Here is a 19,069-nt window from a genome sequence, read left to right as displayed (position 1 = left end):
ACGCGCTGATGCACATGGCGATTCCAGAGCAGTTGGTGCCAAGATCGTCATCGGTGGCCTGGTGCAACGATAACTATCAATGGGTCCTACCGACATGACTAGATCAGCAGGAATGCTCGCCGGACAAACCGCGCTGATTACGGGGGCGCGAAAGGCGCCGGTGCGGCATCGGTGCGCGCTTTTCTTCGCGAGGGCTGCCGGGTCGTCTTTGCCGATCGCGACCAGGCAGCCGGCGAAGGCCTCGTTGATGAATGCCTCGCCGAGAACCTTCCCGTCCATTTCGAACATGGGGATGTCAGCATTCGTGCCGACGTTGAGCGTGTCGTTGCAAACGCCCACACTCACTTGGGCAAGATAGACATCTTGTTCAACCACGCTGGCGTCATAATCGTAAAGCCCTTCCTGGAGGTGACACTCGAGGATTGGGACTGGCTCATGGACAACAACGCAAAGAGTGCGTTCATGGTAACGCGGTTGGTATTGCCTCGCATGCTCGAGCAAGGAAGGGGCGTCATCATCAACACGTCGTCGACGGGCGTCAAAGCCGCGACCCACCTTGAAAGTGCTTACTGCGCCTCAAAGGCCGCCATGCACCAGCTCGCGCGCAGCATCGCGGTGGAATATCGCGACCGCGGAATTCGCTGCAACAATCTCTGTCCGAGCTTCGTGCGAACGCGGCACGGCGAGGATGAAATTGATCAGCTGAGGCGCTACGGCATTCTCGCTTCCGAGGGCGACGTCAACATCATGCAAGGCAGGATTTGCGAACCCGAAGAGGTCGCCAGTGTCGCACTGTTTCTGGCAAGCGACGCATCGAGCTTCATCAATGGCGCAGAGATCATGGTCGATAACACGTTCACGGCTGTCTGATCATGCTCTGGGGAATCCGGCCGGTCGAACAGCAGGCCGCATATGGCCTGGCCGTCGAAGGCCTCAGACGACAGATCCATATCGGCCTGATAATGCCGGGCGAGCGTCTCCCGGCTGAGCGCCAGTTGGCAGAAAAGCTCGAAGTGTCGCGAGTGACACTTCGCGAAGCGCTGCGGATACTCGAAACCGAAGGCTATCTCACTGTCAGGCGCGGCGTCGCAGGCGGTGCTTTTGTCGTCGGCGAAGAGGACCTGCGATCGCTTGTCCTGCGTCGGATTGGTCGCGATCCCGCAGCGATCATGCGGGCTTTCGAATTTCTATCCGTCAATGCCCGCATTGCGGCCCGATTTGCTGCCGTGAGACGGACGCCCTCCCATCTGAGGATTATGCGACGGGCCGCGGACGACATAGAGCACGCCGACAGTCCGAGCCTGCTGCGGCGTGCAGAGACGTTGCTTCAAATGACCGTAGCGGAAGCAACGCAAAACGTGTTCCTTGCTCACGCTATAGAAGAAGCCTGGGCTGCCACTTTCGCGCCGAAGCCTCCGGGCGCCATTCAAACCGAGCGGCACGTGTCGCGGGAAATCGCTGCGGAGCTCGTGGACGCGATCGAGGAACGCAGCGAGGACAGAGCCGAAGCCGCCATCGTCCGCGCGCTCGAGCGGGACAGCAAGCAGATCAGCTCCGTGCGACGCTCACGCTGATGGACGACATCCTCAACTTACTCGCTCGCCGCGACGAGGCCGGCCGATGCAACGCCGGCGAGAGCGGCTGCCTCATCCTTGTCGGACGTATCGCCTGAAACACCCACCGCTCCAATTGCTTCGCCGTGCTGGCCAACAATAGTCAAGCCACCCGGTACCGGGACCAGGTTGCCCGAGAACACTCCGTTTAGAGCGCCGATGAAATGAGGCCGGCTCGTCGCCATCGCGCCAAGAGTGCGTGAGTTGCACTCGAATGCGAGCCCGCCATAAGCCTTGCCAAAGGCAATTTGCGATCGCCCCATGCTTGTCCCGTCGGCAGACGCGGCCGCCTTCATCGACCCGCGCGCATCCAGCACCACCACCGAAAGGGGCTTCAGACCATTGTCGCGTGCGTAGGAAAAAGCTCCGTCGATGATCTTGTTGGCTTGATCGAGGCTGATTGAACTCAATTCCATCTCCGACAACATTTTGGGTGGCTATTGCGACGAGAGGGCCAGCAGCTTTGAAAGGACCGAGTGCACCGTCGATCCCTGATGATCGATTTCCGAACCTTTGGTGATCGTCGAGGTCAACACTGCGCCAAAATGAAGTGACATGAACAAGCTGGCCGCCTGCCTGGCGCCGGCTTCGCCCAGGTCCTTCCACTGTCCTGACGTCAAGAGGGCATTCGACAAGCCATCATGCCAGGTTTGGAACAGGTCGCGCACTCGCACCTGAACGTCCTCGATCCGCGTGGCCGCAAGACAAAAAGAAATCCAAACGAGAGTGCTTGGCCCCGGGTCTTCGTTCTTGAGGTATCTCAGTATGCCTCTCAGCCGAGCCAGGCCGCTGCCCTTCGCCTGCAGGAGCGGGTTGAATCTGATCAAGGCGCGATGACGCCAGTCCTCGAATGCTTCCACCAACAAATTTTCCCGCGTGTCGAAATAGTGCTGAACCGAACCGATCGAGACGCCGGCGCTCGCGGCTACGTCGCGAAGCCTCAAGGTGTCGCAGCCAACCGTCGCCACCAGCAGGAGGGTGGCGTCCAAGATCGACACCCGCTGCTCGTCACAACGATAAGGAGGACGTCCCTGAGCGGAAGCCTCCTCCAGAGCCAGCCGACTTGAGGGACCTAGATAGCTAGAGGGCATCATTTCACTATTCATTGATTCTGAGTTTCAGGAAAGGGCTTGACCGACAATATCATTATATTATTATTGTGAGCGCCGTCAACGCATACGGCGACAAGGGGAGGAACTGCCATGAACGATTTTCGTGATCGTCGGGAATATATGCGGGAATTGATTTCCCGCAGGCGCCTTTTGGTCATGGGCGCCGCGGCGGGCGTCGGACTGGCCGTTCAGCCCAACATTGCAGCACTTGCGCAAACGCCCAAGAAGGGAGGCAGGCTGCGGATTGGCATGAGCCAAGGTGGCCCGACCGACACCCTTGACGCCCACCGGGTGACTAACCAGGCAGACTTTGCGCGCGCCTTCAATCTGTACGACCTGTTGGCTTGGCCGAACGCGGAGACCTTCGAACTCGAGATGCGTTTGGCCGAAAGCGCCGAGCCGAACAAGGCCGGGGATGAATGGACGGTCCGGCTGCGTAAGGGCGTGACATTTCACAATGGAAAGTCGCTGGGTGCCGACGATCTGATGTTCACCGTCAGGCGGATGATGGACCCGCAATCCAAGCTATCTGCGGCCGCGATGATTGCCTATGTCGACGCCAAGGGCATGACAAAGCTCGATGACAGAACTGTGCGTTTCAAGCTGCCGAAGCCAAACGCGGAGTTTCTGTCGGGCTTTGCGACTACGACATCCAGTATCGTGCCGGCGGATTTTGACCCGGCCAATCCCGTCGGAACCGGTCCATTCAAGTATAAGAGCTTCACTCCTGGCGATCGTTCGCTCTTCGTCGCCAACACGAGTTTTTGGGGGGGAGGCCCCTTCGTCGACGAACTTGAAATTATCGACATAGCCGACGAGACAGCTCGCGTTAACGCGCTTCTCGGCGGCCAGGTTGATGCCATTGCCTCGATCCCTTACACGCGCATCGCCACGGTGGAAGGCGACGCAAGCTTTAAGCTCCTCCGTTCCGAAACCGGCGGGTGGCGCCCCTTCACGATGCGCACAGACGCTCCACCTTTCGATAATCCGAAGGTCCGCGAGGCAATGCGGCTGGTGGTGGACCGTGAGCAGATGGTCGAACAGGCGCTGCTTGGCGAGGGTCGCGTTGGAAACGATCTCTACAATCCCTTCGATCCGGATTTTGCCAAGGACCTGCCCCAGCGCAAGCAGGACATCGAACGCGCCAAGGCGCTTCTGAAGGAGGCAGGCCACGATACGCTCGACATCGAACTCGTTACGGCGCCCGTAAATGCCGGAGTCGTGGAGGCATCGCAGGTTCTGGTCGAGCAGGCAAAGGCTGCCGGCATAAATATCAAGCTGAGAAAGCTCGACCCATCATCCTTCTTCGGCCCGGACTACCTCAAATACACCTTTGCGGTCGACAACTGGTCGCCGACCAATTCGTATCTGGTGCAGGTGGCCCAGGCAGACGGTCCCGGAGCAGTCTACAACGAGACGCACTTCAATGACCCCGAGTTCAACGACCTCTTCAGCAAGGCGCAACAAGAAGTTGATGCCGCCAAGCGCAAGGAATTGATCCAGAAGATGCAGAAGATCCAATACGAGCGGGGCGGCTACATCATCTGGGGCTTCGCAAACCAGATCGATGCCTACAGCAGCAAGCTCGCCGGCTTCCGGCCAGATCGCAACGGACTGCCGTTGACCTCATTTGAATTCGAACGCGTTTTTTTTACCTGATGGAGCGTGAGCAGAACTGGTCGCCGGTGCAGGGCGGCGCGTGGCTCCTGCGCCGCGCGCTGCTTGGCGTTGCCACGCTCCTCATGATCTCGGTGGTGGTCTTCCTTGGCACCCAGGCGCTCCCCGGTGACCCGGCCATAGCGATATTGGGGCGCGACGCGGCGCCCGATCGCGTCGAGTTGCTTCGTCAGCAGCTTGGGCTCAACGTTCCCGTCATCCAGCAATACTTCAATTGGCTGTCCGGAATCCTGCATGGCGATTTTGGCAGGTCGCTCGCGTCTCGACGGGCGGTCTCAGGCCTGCTCGCGACACGTGGGCTGAACTCGTTGCTTCTCGTCGGCTTGTCGGCGGCGATCTGCATACCCGTCTCCCTGGCCCTCGGGGGCTGGTCCGCGATGAGACGAGACAAGCCAGCCGATCTTTCGGTTTGGGTGTTGACGACCGTCCTGACGGCCCTTCCCGAGTTCATCGTCGGCATGGTGCTGGTCATCCTTTTCGCGACCACCGTAACAAGGTTGCTGCCTGCGGTGTCGATGATCCCCGAGGGCGAAAGCCCATTCTACTACGCCTCAGCCTTCATCCTGCCTGCCTTGACCCTCGTCCTGGCCACCCTTCCCTATCTGACGCGCCTGTTTCGAGGCAGCATGATAGAGGTGCTGCAGGCCGACTATGTGGAAATGGCCCGGCTGAAGGGGGTGATGGAGCGCCGTGTAGTACTGCGTCACGCCGTTCCCAATGCCCTGATCCCGACGGTGCAGGGAAGCGCTTTGGTGCTGACCTACATGGCCGGCGGCATCGTTGTCGTTGAGTATCTCTTCCGCTTTCCAGGACTTGGAAGCGCATTGACAGATGCCATTGCCAATCGCGATCTGCCCGTCATCCAGGCAATTGCCGTAATACAGGCTGCGCTTTATGTGGTCGTGAATCTCCTGGCTGACTACCTGACCATCAGACTTACCCCAAGACTCAGGACGAGCCATGGTTGAGGTCAGGTTGAAGCAGGCATTGGCAGGTGATCGGACCATGGCTGCGCGAGCTCCGTCTCGGGCAAGGCCAGGACAACGCAAGGCGATGGCAGTCGGCACTGCCATGGTGGCCTTGGTGATCGGCGTAGCCGTGCTTGGGCCGATGCTCGCGCCGCACACGCCGACACAGTTCGTTCAACGCCCCTATGCACTGCCTTCCGCCAAGGCGCTATTGGGCACGGATGGATTGGGCCGCGATGTCCTGTCACGAGTCCTCAATGGCGGTTTCTCGGTTCTGTGGATGTCACTGGCGGCGACCGCGATCGGCGCGGCTTTGGGAACGACGATCGGACTGGTAGCGGGCTATTCCCGATCGATTATCGACGATGTGCTGATGTGGCTGACAGACGTCGTCCTTGCCTTTCCTCAAGTGGTTCTTGTGCTTCTGTTTGTTTCGATGCTGGGCCCGCAATTGTGGCTGATCGTGCTGGTCGTCTCGATATCGCACGCGCCGAGGGTCGCGCGCATGGTTCGAGGTGTTACGATCGAAATCGTTAATCAGCCCTTCATTGAGGCCGCCGAGACCATCGGTGTCCCGACGCGTGACATATTGCTTCGAGAACTTCTGCCAAATCTCGTAACGCCGTTGATGGTCGAGATCGGGCTGCGGATGACATGGTCCATCGGCATTGTGGCGGGCATCAGCTTTTTGGGCTTCGGCATCCAGCCGCCTGCCTCCGATTGGGGCCTTATGATCAGCGAAAACCGTGATGGGCTCATTTTACAGCCCTTTGGCGTGCTTGCTCCGTTGGCGATGATCGCCGTTTTCACGATCGGCACAAATCTTTTGGCGGAGGCAATCTCGCGCAGCGCCTCGAACATCGGCGATGTGAGCCCGAACACATGAACGTCGTCGAAGTCGATCGGCTCAATGTGGAAGTTTCCAGGACACGAGCGCGGGTCGCCCGGGACGTGTGCTTCGAGATCGAAGCTGGCAAGATCCTCGCGCTGGTGGGAGAATCCGGCTCGGGCAAGACCACCGTGGCGATGGCTCTGCTCGGTCACACCCGCAGGGGCGCCACGATCACCGGTGGCACAGTCAGGCTCGCGGGGGCGGATATCCTGAGCCTCGATCGTGACAGTCTTCGGGCGATGCGCGGTCGCGACGTCTCCTATATCCCACAGAATCCCGGGATCGCTCTCAACCCCTCGCAACGGGTCGGAAGACAAGTCGCCGAGGTTTTGGAAACCCACGGCATCGGTCTGCCCGAGAAGCGTCGCGAACGCGTCGCGGCAGCGCTGCAGGACGTCGCGCTTCCTTCCGACGATGCATTTCTCAACCGCTACCCACACGAGCTCTCCGGCGGTCAGCAACAACGGCTGATGATCGCCATGGCTTTCATTGCCAAGCCGCGTGCAATCGTTCTCGATGAGCCGACAACCGGCCTGGACATCCTTACGCAGGCTCATGTGCTGTCAACCATCCGCGACATGTGCCGGCGCCACAAGGTCTGCGCCTTGTACATCACGCACGACCTCGCCGTCGTGGCCGAGATCGCTGACAGCGTCATGGTCATGTTGAAGGGGGAGATCGTCGAAGTCGGCGACAAGGACCAGGTGCTTCATCGGCCGGCTCATCGCTACACGCGCAGCCTGCTTGCGGCCGCGCCGGACATTACCGCCTTCAAAGCCTCCAAAGGAAGCGCACGGGCGGAGCCTTTGGCGGACAAGGCCAAGTTGGCAGTGCTGTCAGGGAAAAATCTATCCAAATCTTTCGGGCGGCTTCAGGTGCTGCATGGACTGAATTTTGAGCTGCGCTCTGGCGAAGTCCTTGCCCTGGTTGGGCAATCTGGAAGCGGCAAGACCACGCTGGGGCGATCGCTGATGGGATTGTCCGGTGGATGCTCGGGAGAAATCCGGTTCAAAGGCGACCTCCTGCCCGCGGCATTGTTCGACCGTTCGAACGATCAGCGCCGGACGTTGCAGTACATCTATCAAAATCCGCACGCTTCCATGAACCCTCGCCGGACGATCGCGGAAAACGTCAGTTCGCCGTTCCAGCATTTCTTCGGCATGTCCAGACGGGACGCCCACCGCAGATCTGTTGATCTTCTTGCCGAACTGTCACTTCCCAAGTCGATTGCCGATGCATTTCCTCGAGAGATATCCGGCGGCGAATGTCAAAGAGCCTCGATCGCCCGGGCACTCGCGTGCAGCCCGGACGTGATCATCTGCGACGAGATCACTTCCGCGCTCGACGTCTCGGTGCAGGCTTCGATCATCAAGCTGCTCCAGGATCTTAGTCGGGAACGCGGGCTGGCGCTGCTGTTTATCACCCACAACATCGCCCTGGTGGCTTCCATCGCCGACAGCGTGGCAGTGATGCAGGGCGGAACCATTGTCGACTATGGGCCTACAGCGCGAGTGCTTGGTGAGCCGCGCCACCCCTACACCATCGAACTCATTGAGAAGACACCATCGGTGAGCCTGTCCAGGCGCTAGACTCCTTGGAGGACGTATGCAGCTTATCTCCGCTGATGGGATCAAGAGCCGGTTGGATGCCGGGCAAAGACTCCTTCTGGTCGACACCCGCTTGCCCGAGTACTTCGCCGAAGGCCATATCCCCGGCGCCATCCTCGGGACATCCGACACGATACTTGAAAGAGCGCCAACGCTGCTGCCCGACAAGATGGCTGATATCGCCGTCTATTGCGGCTCGGCCGACTGCAAGCGCAGCCTTCGGGCCGCCGAACGATTGGAAAATCTCGGCTACAAGAACGTCTTCCGCTACGTCGAAGGCCTGGAAGACTGGGCCTCGCACGGGTTCGCCGTGACGACCTGAAGATCACGGCTGGACTTCAATCACAAGAGGAAATCATGAAGGAAACCTGCTGTCTCGTATACGCGCTCGCGCCCGCGTCGATGTCATGGGACGAGTCCAATCTCCGTCTCAATGAGTATCTCCTCGATGAGCAACGCGGGCTCTGCATCGCACATGATCATTTCGCCGACCCGAATGGCGGGTTTGCGGTGTTCCATGTTCGCAACGCCGATGAACGGGCCGCGCTGGACCAGCTAGGTCCGCTGGAAGGGTGGTCGGTCAATATCCATCCGCTGATCTTTGGAACGACCGCGGTCGGGTTCATGCGCCAAAGCGAATTTACCCTTCAACGTTTCCGCGGCGTTTCCGTCGAAGACCTCGCAGGTGAGGAAACGGATGATCCGTCATACTGGTGGAAGTCCGGTGACATGCAGAGCTGGATAAAAAGCGCCTCCAACACTGATGCGCGACTGACAGGAATTTACGGCAGCAAACTGAAGGGTTCGAATTGATGTCTCCGCCAAAGCTGCCGATCGCTCTTCCAGGCAAGATCATCTGCGTTGGGCTCAATTACAAGGACCATGCCGCCGAAGCGAAGGTCGCATTGCCCGAACGCCCACTCCTTTTCGCCAAATGGTCGAATTCCCTCGTCGGCGATGGGGATGCCATCATGTTGCCAGGCACCTCTAGGTGCGTGGATTTCGAAGCGGAATTGGGCGTTGTCGTTGGTCGTCGAGCCAGGAATGTCGATGCGAAGGATGCGCTGAACCTGATTTCTGGCTACCTGTGCGTCAACGATATCTCCGCTCGTGACGTGCAGGTCGAAGATGTCCAGTGGACGCGCGGGAAGTCGTTCGACACATTCTGCCCGATTGGCCCTGCTCTTGTCCCGGCCAGCGCGATCAAGGATCCACAAAAGCTGGCCATAAAGCTGACGCTGAACGGGCAAGCCATGCAAGATTCCAACACCGCCAACATGGTGTTTGGCGTTGCCGAGCTCATAGAGTTCATAAGCAGAGACATCACGCTTGAACCCGGCGACCTGATCGCGACCGGCACGCCTGGAGGCGTCGGCTACTACAAAGACCCGCGCGTTTCTCTCAAGCGAGGCGACATCGTGCAGGTCGAAATCGAGGACGTGGGGGTGCTGACCAACACCGTCACCTGAGGAATCGCAGGGTGCTTTGCTACCAGGTTTCACTGGCCCTGACCAAAGCGGACCTTTGCCAGCATCCTTGTCCAATCTCGACAATCGCATCACGGATTTTGCCGGCACGACAAAAAGCAATCTCGCAAGAGATGATACGTCCGGTCATGAGCAGCACTGGAACAGACCACCATGCCCACGAAAGCGTTCATTTGCCGGTGGACTCAATTGTGCCGGCTAAAGACTCGCCACGGAAGTGGGATCCGCAAGCCCGAGAGCGGCGCTTCGGCCAGCGGACTCTTCGGCTTGGCAAACCCTTCGGCCGGTGTGAACGCGCCGGCCATGCCCAGTGGAGATGATCGTGCCCCTTTCAACTGCCACCGTCCGGACGGAGCGCGGGAGCAGATACCTACAGCAGCTTTGCAAACACTGGTCGCATGGCTACACAGTCAAGTTTGACAGTCTCGAGGGACACATCGATTTCGGCAATGGTCAAAAGGTCGATCTGACCGCCGAAAACAAGGTCCTCAACATAACTGTCACCGACGTTTCGCGCGAAGCCACGAAAGAACTGGCTGGCGTCGTCGTGCATCACTTGCAACGTTTCGCCTTTCGCGAAGATCTGGCCTTGAGATGGAGCGGGCCCTTCGGTTGAGGCCGACGCTTCTGCCAAGCCTCTTGTCCGATTCCGCGCGTTACATGACGAATCCTGCCGAACGCGCGGCGTCTATCTGGCAAGAGATGACATCCATGTCGCAAGCCGTCTGACCATCAAGGGGCAATCATGCAGTCGTCATTTGGGGAAGCTTTTAAGTCCGGCAATTTGCTCATCCTCGATGGTGGAACCGGTACCGAACTCGAGCGTCGCGGCGTGCCTATGCATGACGATGCATGGTCCGCGCTCGCAGCGGTCACGCATCCCGAGATACTGACGGAGATTCATGCCGACTACATTGCGGCTGGGGCAGATATCATTACGACCAACACCTATGCAGCGACGAGCTTCGTGATGGACGGTATTGGTCGTGCCGGCCAATCGCCGGCGGTCATCAGGGCATCCATCGAGTGTGCGAAGGAAGCGCGCGAACGTGCAGGCGCGGCCTGGATTGGCGGCGCGATTTCGGGCATGGCGCCAGGTCTTGACCCTGCCAGGCGCCCCTCACCCGAAAACTCCCGTAAAAGCTTCGCCGAGGCGGCATCGATGCTGGCCGGCGAGGGCTGCGACCTCATCATCCTGGAGATGTTGCGCGATGTGGACTATGCAACCGTCCAGATCGAGGCTGGCAAAGCAACGGGGCTTCCGGTCATGGCTGGAGTTTCGGTCGTCCGGGGCAAGAATGGAGGACTGGTCGGCCGTCCAGACGCTGGGCTCGAGTTCGACCTGCTTGATATCGCAAGCAACATCTCGACGCTCGGTGTCGACATAATTTCTGTCATGCACACCGATCTGGAACTTGTGCTCCCGGCGCTCAAACAGATACGCAGTGTGTGGTCAGGTCCCGTCGCGGCCTATCCGCATTCCGGCCATTTCGTGATGCCCCGCTGGAATTTCAACACGGTTGTTTCGCCCGGGGAGTTCGCATCTCAAAGTCACGAATGGCGGGCAGCGGGATGTCAGATCCTGGGCGGTTGCTGCGGGATAACTCCAGACCATATCAAGGCATTGCGACTTGAATGGACGCCGAGAGCGCATTCCGTCAACTGATGCGCTGGCCGCTGATGTTGAAACGTGCTCACAGGTGGATCGATCGGCGCTTTGGCGGGATGCGACGTTACGAAGAAATCGTTCGACTGATCCAACAACGCATCGAGGCAGGATCTATCGAAGTCGGAGCTCGTCTACCCTCGATTCGCGAGATCAGTGCTCAAACAGGCTACAGCATGGTTACGGTACACCATGCCTATTCTCTGCTGGAAAGCGACGGAGTTATTCGCGCCCGACCCCGCTCAGGCTTTTACCTGCAGCGAGCGCCGCGACCGATGCATGAGTTCGCCCCATTCAGCGATGAGGTCCTGGCGGAAGACCGTAGTCCAAGCGCCATCGCGGACCTGACGTTCAGTATCATGTCGTCGTGGACGAAGCCGGGTCTCGAAACATTCGGTTCGGTTTTGCCGAGCGCGGATCTCTTCCCCGAAGGAGACTTGAAGTATTTCCTGCGCAAGGAGCTGCGGCACAAAGTGATGCGCATGCGCGTACCATCTCCGCCCGAGGGCGAGGCATCGTTGCGCGAGTTCATATCCAAGCGCCTGGTGGAACGCGGTCTTCATGTGGGCACCGAGGGCATAGTTTTGACCCAGGGCGGAGCGCACGCTCTGAATCTGTGCATTGAGACTGTCACGCAACCCGGGGACCTGGTGCTTGTCGAAAGCCCATCTTTTTTCCCTATGCTTGCGGCGCTTCAAAGGCGAAACCTGAGGGCTGTTGAGATCTACTCGCACCCAAAGAATGGGATCGACCCTGACCAATTTGCCTACCTGATGGACAGCAATCCCGTCTCGGCCTGTCTCTTGATGGCTACCCACCACTACCCAACCGGCATCACCTATAGCGATGATGCAATGCGACGCGTTGTTGCCAAAGCAGCGGAGACGCTGTCGCAATACCTTTCGGCACGCAGCTATGATCGTCAGATGCGCCGCACGCGCGAATTGTTGACTTCGCGCATGCAAGGGGACTGGCGCTTATTTCGCAACATTTTCCAGAGAACTGCGCTGTTTCGCGGCCGAGTGGCGGCGTCGTGTGCTGGCTCCGCGGTCCCAAGGCTTTCGACGCTCTCGCAACAGCGAGCCTGGCGCTGCGACATGGTATTGCAATAGCCCCGGGTCCGATGTTCTCGATGACTGACTCGTTCCGAAACTTCGTCGGCCTGAACATGTCCTATCCTTGGACAAAGCTGCGCGAGGAGCGATTGCGGATGATAGGCGCCTTGTTGGCGGACGCCGCCACCACCGCTGCCTAGCCACCATCTGTACTAATCAAATTGGTTGACAACTGTGGCTATCCGTACAGGGCCGTTTCATCAAAGGCCGCGAGGAAACGGCGACAACCTCGCAGCCCTGCGAGAGCGCCTCAATGCCAAAGCGAACCTGCAAATCGCGTGTCCGACTTTCTCATCATTGGCGCTGGTCTGGCCGGCCATCAAGCTGCGCTTGAATTGCGCAAACATGAACCGGGCGCATCTATCACGTTGCTCGGCGATGAGGCCGGACTGCCCTATGACAGGCCGCCGCTTTCGAAGGCTGTGTTGCTTGGCGACTCGAAGGCGTCTCAACGAACCCTTGAAGAGGCCGCCGACTATGATGCCCTGGACATCGACTACCGACCGTCGACCGCTGCTATCTCCATCGATCGGGCGGCGAAGACAGTGGTTACCGACAGAGGCTCAGCTACATACGGGCGTCTGTTGATAACCACCGGCTCGCGCCCACGGCAATTGCCGGCAGCGGTCGAAATCGGCGCCCCAGTTTCTACCTTTCGCACGCTCGCCGACGCCGAACGGCTTAGGCGACACCTGCGCCCGGGGCGATCGATCGTGGTCGTTGGCGGCGGCCTGATCGGACTAGAGGTCAGCGCCGCGGCTCGGGCCCACGGCTGCGAGGTTACCCTCTTGGAGGCCGGTGATCGTTTGGTTGCGCGAGCACTTCCCGAGTTTGCCGGCGCCTGGGTGCTCGATCTGCAAATCCGAAACGGGGTGCATGTCCTGTTCGGCGTCGAAATCCATGAGATCGCGGTAGACGACCAGCAACGAGCGTTGGTGCGGACCAGTCGCGGGGATTTCGTCGCGGACGCGGTCGTGATCGGTATCGGCGTCGATCCGAATAGCGAGATAGCAAAAAGTGCCGGTCTCACTGTCGAAGACGGCATAGTCGTGGACAGACAATGCCGGACATCTGATATCAGCATCTTTGCTGCAGGTGACGTTAGCGCCCACCCAGTCGGAACAACCGGCCGACATCGCCGTGCCCAGTCGTGGCGAACCGCTCAACTGCAACCACTTGTGGCTGCTAAAATCATGGCTTGCGGCAAGGCATCCTATACCGAGGCACCGTGGTTCTGGTCAGATCAGTTCGGTTCGAACCTGCAGATTATCGGTGAGGTTCCACCAGATGCAGACCTGCTGGCGAATGGCGACGTCTCCAGCGATAGATGGTCCGTCATCGCGGTCATCGGCGGCCAAGTGGTTGGGCGGTCTCGGTAAACAGCGGCCGCGATATCTCCATGCTCCGCCGCCCGCTCGCAGATGGGGCTGAGCTGACGAGCGATCTGCTTGCTCGCTTTTCACCGCTGACCCGGCTCGCACCATTTCACGCGAATTTTAGGAGAGGATCGTGACCCATCCTGTCGTGGATGCACGCCGTCTCATCGACGACCGGCCGAGCAGATCTTCCGCGTGCGTAGAGAGGTGTTTCGTGACCCGGCCATTTATGAAATGGAGATGCTGCGCATTTTCGAAGGTACGTGGGTCCTTGTTGGCTTGGAGAGCCAGGTCGCGAAGCGAAACGACTTTTTCACGAGCTTTATCGGTCGCCAGCCAATCCTGGTGACGAGAGACGCCTCGGGCAAGCTGAATTGCTTTCTCAACACCTGCCGGCACCGCGGCGCGATCGTTTGGCCGTTCTCCAAGGGCAATCAGAAGTACCACATCTGTCGTCATCACGGCTGGTCGTACGATAGCGCCGGGAACAACATGAGCATTACCGACGAAGCGGCTGGCCAGTATCCGCAGGAGCTTCACGGAAGAGGAGCACGGCTTGGTTCATGTGCCCCGTTTCGACACCTATCGCGGCTTTCTTTTCGCAAGCCTTTCAAGCGATGTGCCGACCCTCGAAGATTATCTGGGCGACGCAAGACCATTCTTGGACATTGTCGCCGACCAAGCACCGCAAGGCCTCGAATATGTGCCGGGAACGGTTACCTATACGTTCGATGCGAATTGGAAACTGCAATTCGAGAACGGCCTCGATTACTATCATTTCGTTTCCACGCATAGTTCCTACATAGACGTGCTTGGTCGGCGCGGCACCCCAACGGAAATCAAGAGTCGTCTGGCTGCCTTGTTACGAGAAACTTCCCCCGACCGCCAGGGCTCATTCAGCTTCCGCAACGGGCACTCCGTGATGTGGTCGATCCGCGGAGACGAGGACCAGCTTCGGCCGCTCGCCTACGACACGGATGACTTTGAGGCCTTGCAGGCAAACATTGCACCACACCGGTTGCAATGGATGCTACGGCAACGGAATCTGACTATCTTCCCAAACCTGCAAATCATCGACATTTCGTCGCTGCAGTTGCGCACCTGGCGCCCGCTGGCACCAGATCGCACCGAAATGCACTCTCATTGCCTCGAACCGATAGGCGAAGCCGCCAAGGCTCGCGAACTCCGCATCCGTCAGTATGAAGATTTCTTCAACCTCAGCGGCATGGCGACCTCCGATGACAACGTCATGTATGAATATTGCCAGAGCGGTTACGAAGCGCGAGATGCTGGGTGGACACAAGGCTACGCACGAGGGCTAGGAAGCGATCGCGGCGCCTTGGAGCACAGCGGCGACGGCTTTTCGTTTTCACCGCAAGACTGGCGTGAAGGCGACCTGACCTTCGGCGAGACGTGTTTCCACACCGGCTATCGGGAATGGCTCCGGCTGCTGTCTCAAGCCGGAGATCTGCGCAATGTTTGACGCCAGCGCGCGAGAAACCGTGGCCGCAGTGCTCTATCGGGAGGCATTGTGTCTCGACCGCCAAGACTGGGATGCCTGGCTCGCTTTGTACTGCGACGATGTCGAGTATTGGATACCCGCGTGGAAGAGCGAGCACAGCCCGACGGGCGACCCGGCAAGCGAAGGCTCATTGATCTACCACACCAGCCGCAACAGCCTGGCGGAGCGGATCATGCGTATTCGGTCGCGCAAATCGGTCACCGCAATGCCATTACCCCGGACGACGCATCTGACCAGCAACATTCTTGTGGAAGCACAGTCCGAGACGACAATCGAGGCGAACTCTGTCTGGCAAGTTCATGTCTACGATCCAAGGACGGCCAGGCAATACACCCACTTTGGGCGAGTTGAACATCGCCTGCGCAAAGAGGCCGATGGCCAATGGCGTATCGCGCGCAAGAAGACGATCCTCGTCAACGACAGGGTGCCAACTGTGATCGATTTCTACACGTTGTGAGCTTCAACGACGGGATTGGACCCAATGGGATTCGACATTGCGACCGACTGGCATGCTGCCATTCGACTAGACCAACTGCCGGCGGGGGAGATGATTTCGTTCGAGGCCAAGGGCTGTTCGATCGCAATCTACAATGTCGAAGGCGAACTCTACGCCACGCAAAACATCTGCAGCCATGCCTATGCCGTGTTGACCGACGGCTGGCTTGATGGAGAGGAAATCGAGTGCCCTTTGCACGGGGGACGTTTCAACGTCAAATGCGGCAAGGCGCTGACCAGCCCAGCCACAAAAGACATCGCCACATATCCCGTGCGCGTGGTGGACGGAACATCATCGACGGCGTCGATCTCAAGACTGTTTCGCGGCTGAAACGAAATCCGAACGTGCGCGTCGACTCTGTCAAGGGCAATTACCACTACGCGTTCTCAATGTGGACGGACACCGCGCCGTTCAACAACAATGATGTGCGCATGGCTCTAAAACTTGGCATCAATCGCCAGGAATTGATCGACAAGATCCTGTCCGGCTATGGGTCGCTGGGAAACGACCATCCAATCGGCGCAGCCTATCCTGAACACAGTAATGCTATCGAACAGCGCGTTTATGACCCCGACAGGGCGCTTTGGCACCTCAGACAGGCTGGATTAAGCAGTCTCGATGTTCGTGTCAGTGCGGCAGACGCGGCATTTCCTGGTTCCGTCGATGCCGCCACGCTCTATTCGGCATCGAGCAAGAAGGCAGGCATCAACCTGCAGGTCGTGCGCGAGGCAAACGACGGTTACTGGTCAAGTGTCTGGCTCAAGAAGCCGTTCGTGAGTGTATTCTAGGGGGTCGCCACGGCGGGTTCGCAGCTATCGCTCGCATAGGCCTCCGACGGCCCGTGGAACGACACCCATTGGAAGGACGAAAAATTCAACCGGCTGCTGGCGTCATCCAAAGTCGAGCTGGATCCCGCCAGGCGCAAGGAGATTTTTCACGAAATGTCCGTTCTGATACGCGACGATGGCGGCGCAGTGATCCCAATGTTTGCCGATTTCGTGTTGGCCAGCTCCAACAAGGTTGGACACGAAAGGATCGGCAATCTCGCCGGTCCGGACAACTATCGGCTTCTCGAGCGATGGTGGATTGAAGCTTGAGCGGGCGTCTTGATGCCCGGGCGCCCGCCTGGATATCAAGACGCCGGCCAGCCGGCGCCAATGTTTTGTTCGCACTCCCTTGGCGGCTCAAATGCCAGCCTGCTGCAGCAACAAGCCGTCATTGACCTTAATGGCAGTGCCACTGTTGCCGAGCCAGCGAAGCAGTTTCGCCCGCGGCCGCTCAAGAGGACGCAACACGTAGGACTGAACATTCGTATAGAAACGGGCATAGCGCTGTGTCGTGTCTGCGAGCCACCTGTGGCGCAGTTCCCATGCCCGCAACGCCTCGGACAATTCGTTTGCATTGGCGTAATGGCTTGGCGAACTCAACCATGCGCCGAGCGCCCACCCGTCCGCCATCGCAAGGCCACCCCCCTGTCCGAAATGCGGTGCCATGGCGTGTGCGGCATCGCCGATGATGGCGACACATCCATCCGTCCACCTGGCGCAGCGGACGTCTATCAGCTGACGTCCAACCGGCTTTGCATTCGCCAGCGCGTAAACCATTCGCCTTAATGCCGGAAACGCTCTCGCCCAGCGCTCCGCGTCATACCAGTCGGCATTGTCGATCTTGTTTGGAGCCGGCAGAGAGAGCCAAATTCCCAGTTGCCGGGCTGATGCCAGCCATAGCCTATACGCAATGACGAGGCCCAATGCTCGTAGATCACCTTGGGTGCGATGGCATCGTCGTCGAAATCAATAACCTCGCGCATCAGAAGATGTCCCATCGGTCGTGAGCGCGCGCCAAAGTCCCGAGACCCGCGGACTCTAGAATGGACACCGTCAGCGCCGATCACCAAGTCTGCCACGCAGGCGGTGCCATCTCCAAGCGACACCGAGCAATCATCCGGCACACAGGTTACGCGCGCGCTGGTACTGATTTTCACTCCCACCCTTCGCTCCCGCCTCGACAAGCGAACGGTGCAGCTCAGCGCGTGGCAGCCAATGAAGTCTCCCGGTGGAACCTAGGCGAGGTCCCCCACTCTGGATCACCGTTCCATCGTGACCAATCATTTCCCAGTATTCGACATCGGTGCCACTTGCGAGGACCTCGTCGAGGGCACCCAATCGGCCGAGCGTCGTGAGAGCCATTTCGCCCAGCCAGATGCAGGCGCCGTCTTCCCGCAGTTCATCGCCCTGCTCGAAGACTTCGACGGCCCAGCCTTCCATGGCCAAGGACGTCGCCGCCGCCAACCCTCCGAGGCCCGCGCCCGCAATAGCCGCTTTTCCCAACACGACAATCCCTCCCCAGAATGCGCCTGAACCCACCGCTCGCCTTACAAGCAGTCGCTGCGAATGCTAATATTCCCTTTGATGACGCAAATCCGACTTGCCGTTGGGATAGTGGCTGCCTGACAATGCGAGAATGTGCGGGATTCGACAAAGGTGCATAGAAAGTCCACCCTCACGAGACGCGTAGCGATTATGTAGCGAGGTCCCCCCTGTATGAACGGAGTCAAGGAAAGCGATTCGTCCCCGACGATGCGATTTGGCTTCCTGTTCATTCCAGGCATGAATCTCGCCTCAGCAACCATGTCGATCGATGTGCTGAGGGTCGCCAACAGATTGTGCAATCGACCTATCTACGAGTGGTCATCGATCTCCGAGGATGGGGCGCCCGTCGAGGCAAGCAATCATCTTGTCGTCAAGCCCGATTTTGCCCTTTCCAACGCACCGCAGTTTGATTTCATAATTGTCTGCGCGAGCTTCTTGGCCGAACGCGCGCAGACCCCGAAAATGCGGAGCTACTTGCGAAAGGCAGCCTATGCCGGGAGTTACATTGGCGGAATCGGGACCGGTTCGTATGTCCTGGCGGACGCCGGGCTTCTCGATGGCTACCGCTGCACCATCCACTGGGAAAATCTCCCTGCGTTCACGGAGCGATATCCAGATCTCGATGTCACCGACAGAATCTACGAGATCGACCGCAAGCGAATAACATGTGGCGGCGGCTCGGCGTGCCTCGATCTCTTCTTGCACATTACCGCAGCACATCTAGGCACCGACGTGGCCTTGGAAATTGCGGATCAAATGCTGCTGGAGCGTATCCGCACGTCGGGGGACTTCCAACGCAAGGCCAGGATCCGGTCAGCCGAGCAAAAGTCTGGGGTGCTGGCGAGCGCCGTTAAAATCATAGAGAGCAACCTTGAGCAGCCGCTTTCGATAGAGCAACTTGCCAGTCGCGTGTCGATAAGCCAACGCCAGCTGGAGCGCCTGTTCCATCGCGAGTTCTCCATGTCGCCCAGCCAGTTCTATACAAAGTCGAGGCTCAACAGAGCTCGCACACTGCTGACCGAAACGGCACTTCCGGTGAGTGAAATAATGGTGGCATGCGGGTTCGGCTCGCAGAGCAATTTCTCGCGCGTCTATCGCCACTTCTTTGGTCATTCACCGACGTCGGCGCGTCGATCTTTGTCTTCAAAGCCCGATTTGTAATTGCA

At 58.9% G+C, this 19,069-nt stretch carries 22 protein-coding genes and 1 pseudogene; 19 read left to right on the top strand and 4 right to left on the bottom strand.

All coding sequences use genetic code 11. The features are described from left to right. Positions 1 to 171: 171 nt before the first annotated feature. Together LB553_RS12475 and LB553_RS12470 are read left to right on the top strand one after the other, a co-directional pair. Complete coding sequence (locus LB553_RS12475; RefSeq protein WP_318011498.1) at positions 172 to 870, top strand: SDR family oxidoreductase; 699 nt, start codon at positions 172 to 174, stop codon at positions 868 to 870. A gap of 2 nt (positions 871 to 872) precedes the next feature. Continuing rightward, positions 873 to 1,574: a FadR/GntR family transcriptional regulator gene (locus tag LB553_RS12470; RefSeq protein ID WP_224513566.1), complete on the top strand. Its 702-nt coding sequence runs from the start codon at positions 873 to 875 to the stop codon at positions 1,572 to 1,574. 17 nt (positions 1,575 to 1,591) lie between these two features. Here the strand turns inward: LB553_RS12470 and LB553_RS12465 are convergent, their stop codons facing one another. Then, positions 1,592 to 2,023, bottom strand: coding sequence for a GlcG/HbpS family heme-binding protein (locus LB553_RS12465; RefSeq protein WP_224513564.1), 432 nt, complete (start codon positions 2,021 to 2,023; stop codon positions 1,592 to 1,594). A 27-nt stretch (positions 2,024 to 2,050) separates the two neighbouring features. Then, positions 2,051 to 2,602: a TetR/AcrR family transcriptional regulator gene (locus LB553_RS12460; protein WP_263484036.1), complete on the bottom strand. Its 552-nt coding sequence runs from the start codon at positions 2,600 to 2,602 to the stop codon at positions 2,051 to 2,053. Positions 2,603 to 2,815: 213 nt separating this feature from the next. Between LB553_RS12460 and LB553_RS12455 the strand changes: the two genes are divergently transcribed. From LB553_RS12455 to LB553_RS12380, 16 genes and pseudogenes are all read left to right on the top strand, one after another. Continuing rightward, positions 2,816 to 4,384 carry an ABC transporter substrate-binding protein gene (locus LB553_RS12455; RefSeq protein ID WP_224513562.1) on the top strand — a complete coding sequence of 523 codons (1,569 nt, stop codon included), beginning with the start codon at positions 2,816 to 2,818 and terminating at the stop codon, positions 4,382 to 4,384. Then, on the top strand, positions 4,384 to 5,370 hold the full coding sequence (locus LB553_RS12450) for an ABC transporter permease (protein ID WP_224513560.1): 987 nt from the start codon (positions 4,384 to 4,386) through the stop codon (positions 5,368 to 5,370). Before LB553_RS12455 ends, LB553_RS12450 begins: the two co-directional genes overlap by 1 nt. Positions 5,371 to 5,455: 85 nt before the next feature. Next, a complete protein-coding gene (locus LB553_RS12445) occupies positions 5,456 to 6,256 on the top strand; it encodes an ABC transporter permease (RefSeq protein WP_224513558.1) in 801 nt (266 codons plus the stop codon). Next, positions 6,253 to 7,851, top strand: coding sequence for an ABC transporter ATP-binding protein (locus LB553_RS12440; protein WP_224513557.1), 1,599 nt, complete (start codon positions 6,253 to 6,255; stop codon positions 7,849 to 7,851). Before LB553_RS12445 ends, LB553_RS12440 begins: the two co-directional genes overlap by 4 nt. Before the next feature lie 16 nt (positions 7,852 to 7,867). Beyond that, a complete protein-coding gene (locus LB553_RS12435; RefSeq protein ID WP_224513556.1) occupies positions 7,868 to 8,191 on the top strand; it encodes a rhodanese-like domain-containing protein in 324 nt (107 codons plus the stop codon). A gap of 35 nt (positions 8,192 to 8,226) precedes the next feature. Next, entirely contained in the window at positions 8,227 to 8,682 is a 456-nt protein-coding gene (locus LB553_RS12430) for a hypothetical protein (RefSeq protein ID WP_224513555.1), read from the top strand. Beyond that, entirely contained in the window at positions 8,682 to 9,338 is a 657-nt protein-coding gene (locus LB553_RS12425; RefSeq protein ID WP_224513554.1) for a fumarylacetoacetate hydrolase family protein, read from the top strand. The genes LB553_RS12430 and LB553_RS12425 overlap by 1 nt, the downstream gene beginning before the upstream one ends. Positions 9,339 to 9,672: 334 nt before the next feature. After that, complete coding sequence (locus LB553_RS12420; RefSeq protein ID WP_224513738.1) at positions 9,673 to 9,972, top strand: DUF2218 domain-containing protein; 300 nt, start codon at positions 9,673 to 9,675, stop codon at positions 9,970 to 9,972. 129 nt (positions 9,973 to 10,101) lie between these two features. Further along, entirely contained in the window at positions 10,102 to 11,022 is a 921-nt protein-coding gene (locus LB553_RS12415) for a homocysteine S-methyltransferase family protein (RefSeq protein ID WP_224513553.1), read from the top strand. Beyond that, the gene (locus tag LB553_RS12410) at positions 10,992 to 12,134 is read left to right on the top strand and encodes a PLP-dependent aminotransferase family protein (protein WP_224513552.1); all 1,143 of its coding nucleotides are present in this window, start codon (positions 10,992 to 10,994) and stop codon (positions 12,132 to 12,134) included. The genes LB553_RS12415 and LB553_RS12410 overlap by 31 nt, the downstream gene beginning before the upstream one ends. A gap of 281 nt (positions 12,135 to 12,415) precedes the next feature. Continuing rightward, positions 12,416 to 13,516: an NAD(P)/FAD-dependent oxidoreductase gene (locus LB553_RS12405; RefSeq protein ID WP_224513551.1), complete on the top strand. Its 1,101-nt coding sequence runs from the start codon at positions 12,416 to 12,418 to the stop codon at positions 13,514 to 13,516. A 231-nt stretch (positions 13,517 to 13,747) separates the two neighbouring features. Continuing rightward, positions 13,748 to 13,957: pseudogene (locus LB553_RS12400) on the top strand (Rieske 2Fe-2S domain-containing protein); the annotation flags it as partial. 121 nt (positions 13,958 to 14,078) lie between these two features. Beyond that, on the top strand, positions 14,079 to 14,996 hold the full coding sequence (locus LB553_RS12395) for an RHO alpha subunit C-terminal catalytic domain-containing protein (protein WP_224513737.1): 918 nt from the start codon (positions 14,079 to 14,081) through the stop codon (positions 14,994 to 14,996). Continuing rightward, positions 14,989 to 15,492, top strand: a complete 504-nt coding sequence (locus LB553_RS12390) for an aromatic-ring-hydroxylating dioxygenase subunit beta (protein ID WP_224513550.1) — start codon at positions 14,989 to 14,991, stop codon at positions 15,490 to 15,492. Before LB553_RS12395 ends, LB553_RS12390 begins: the two co-directional genes overlap by 8 nt. A 24-nt stretch (positions 15,493 to 15,516) precedes the next feature. After that, on the top strand, positions 15,517 to 15,861 hold the full coding sequence (locus LB553_RS12385) for a non-heme iron oxygenase ferredoxin subunit (protein WP_224513548.1): 345 nt from the start codon (positions 15,517 to 15,519) through the stop codon (positions 15,859 to 15,861). A 14-nt stretch (positions 15,862 to 15,875) separates the two neighbouring features. Continuing rightward, entirely contained in the window at positions 15,876 to 16,319 is a 444-nt protein-coding gene (locus LB553_RS12380; protein ID WP_318011497.1) for an ABC transporter substrate-binding protein, read from the top strand. 396 nt (positions 16,320 to 16,715) lie between these two features. On the opposite strand, the gene LB553_RS12375 is transcribed toward LB553_RS12380, so the two are convergent. Both LB553_RS12375 and LB553_RS30695 read right to left on the bottom strand, forming a co-directional pair. Beyond that, entirely contained in the window at positions 16,716 to 17,282 is a 567-nt protein-coding gene (locus tag LB553_RS12375) for an FAD-dependent oxidoreductase (RefSeq protein WP_224513545.1), read from the bottom strand. Between the two features lie 189 nt (positions 17,283 to 17,471). Further along, a complete protein-coding gene (locus LB553_RS30695; RefSeq protein WP_318011496.1) occupies positions 17,472 to 17,864 on the bottom strand; it encodes an NAD(P)-binding protein in 393 nt (130 codons plus the stop codon). A 210-nt stretch (positions 17,865 to 18,074) separates the two neighbouring features. On the opposite strand from LB553_RS30695, the gene LB553_RS12365 reads away from it, so the two are divergent. Then, on the top strand, positions 18,075 to 19,064 hold the full coding sequence (locus LB553_RS12365; RefSeq protein ID WP_224513543.1) for a GlxA family transcriptional regulator: 990 nt from the start codon (positions 18,075 to 18,077) through the stop codon (positions 19,062 to 19,064). The last annotated feature ends 5 nt before the right edge of the window (positions 19,065 to 19,069 follow it).

Origin of the sequence: Mesorhizobium sp. CA8 (assembly GCF_020164955.1) — a bacterium.
Classification (GTDB): Bacteria; Pseudomonadota; Alphaproteobacteria; order Rhizobiales; family Rhizobiaceae; genus Mesorhizobium.
This window is presented reverse-complemented; position numbering and strand designations above follow the sequence as displayed.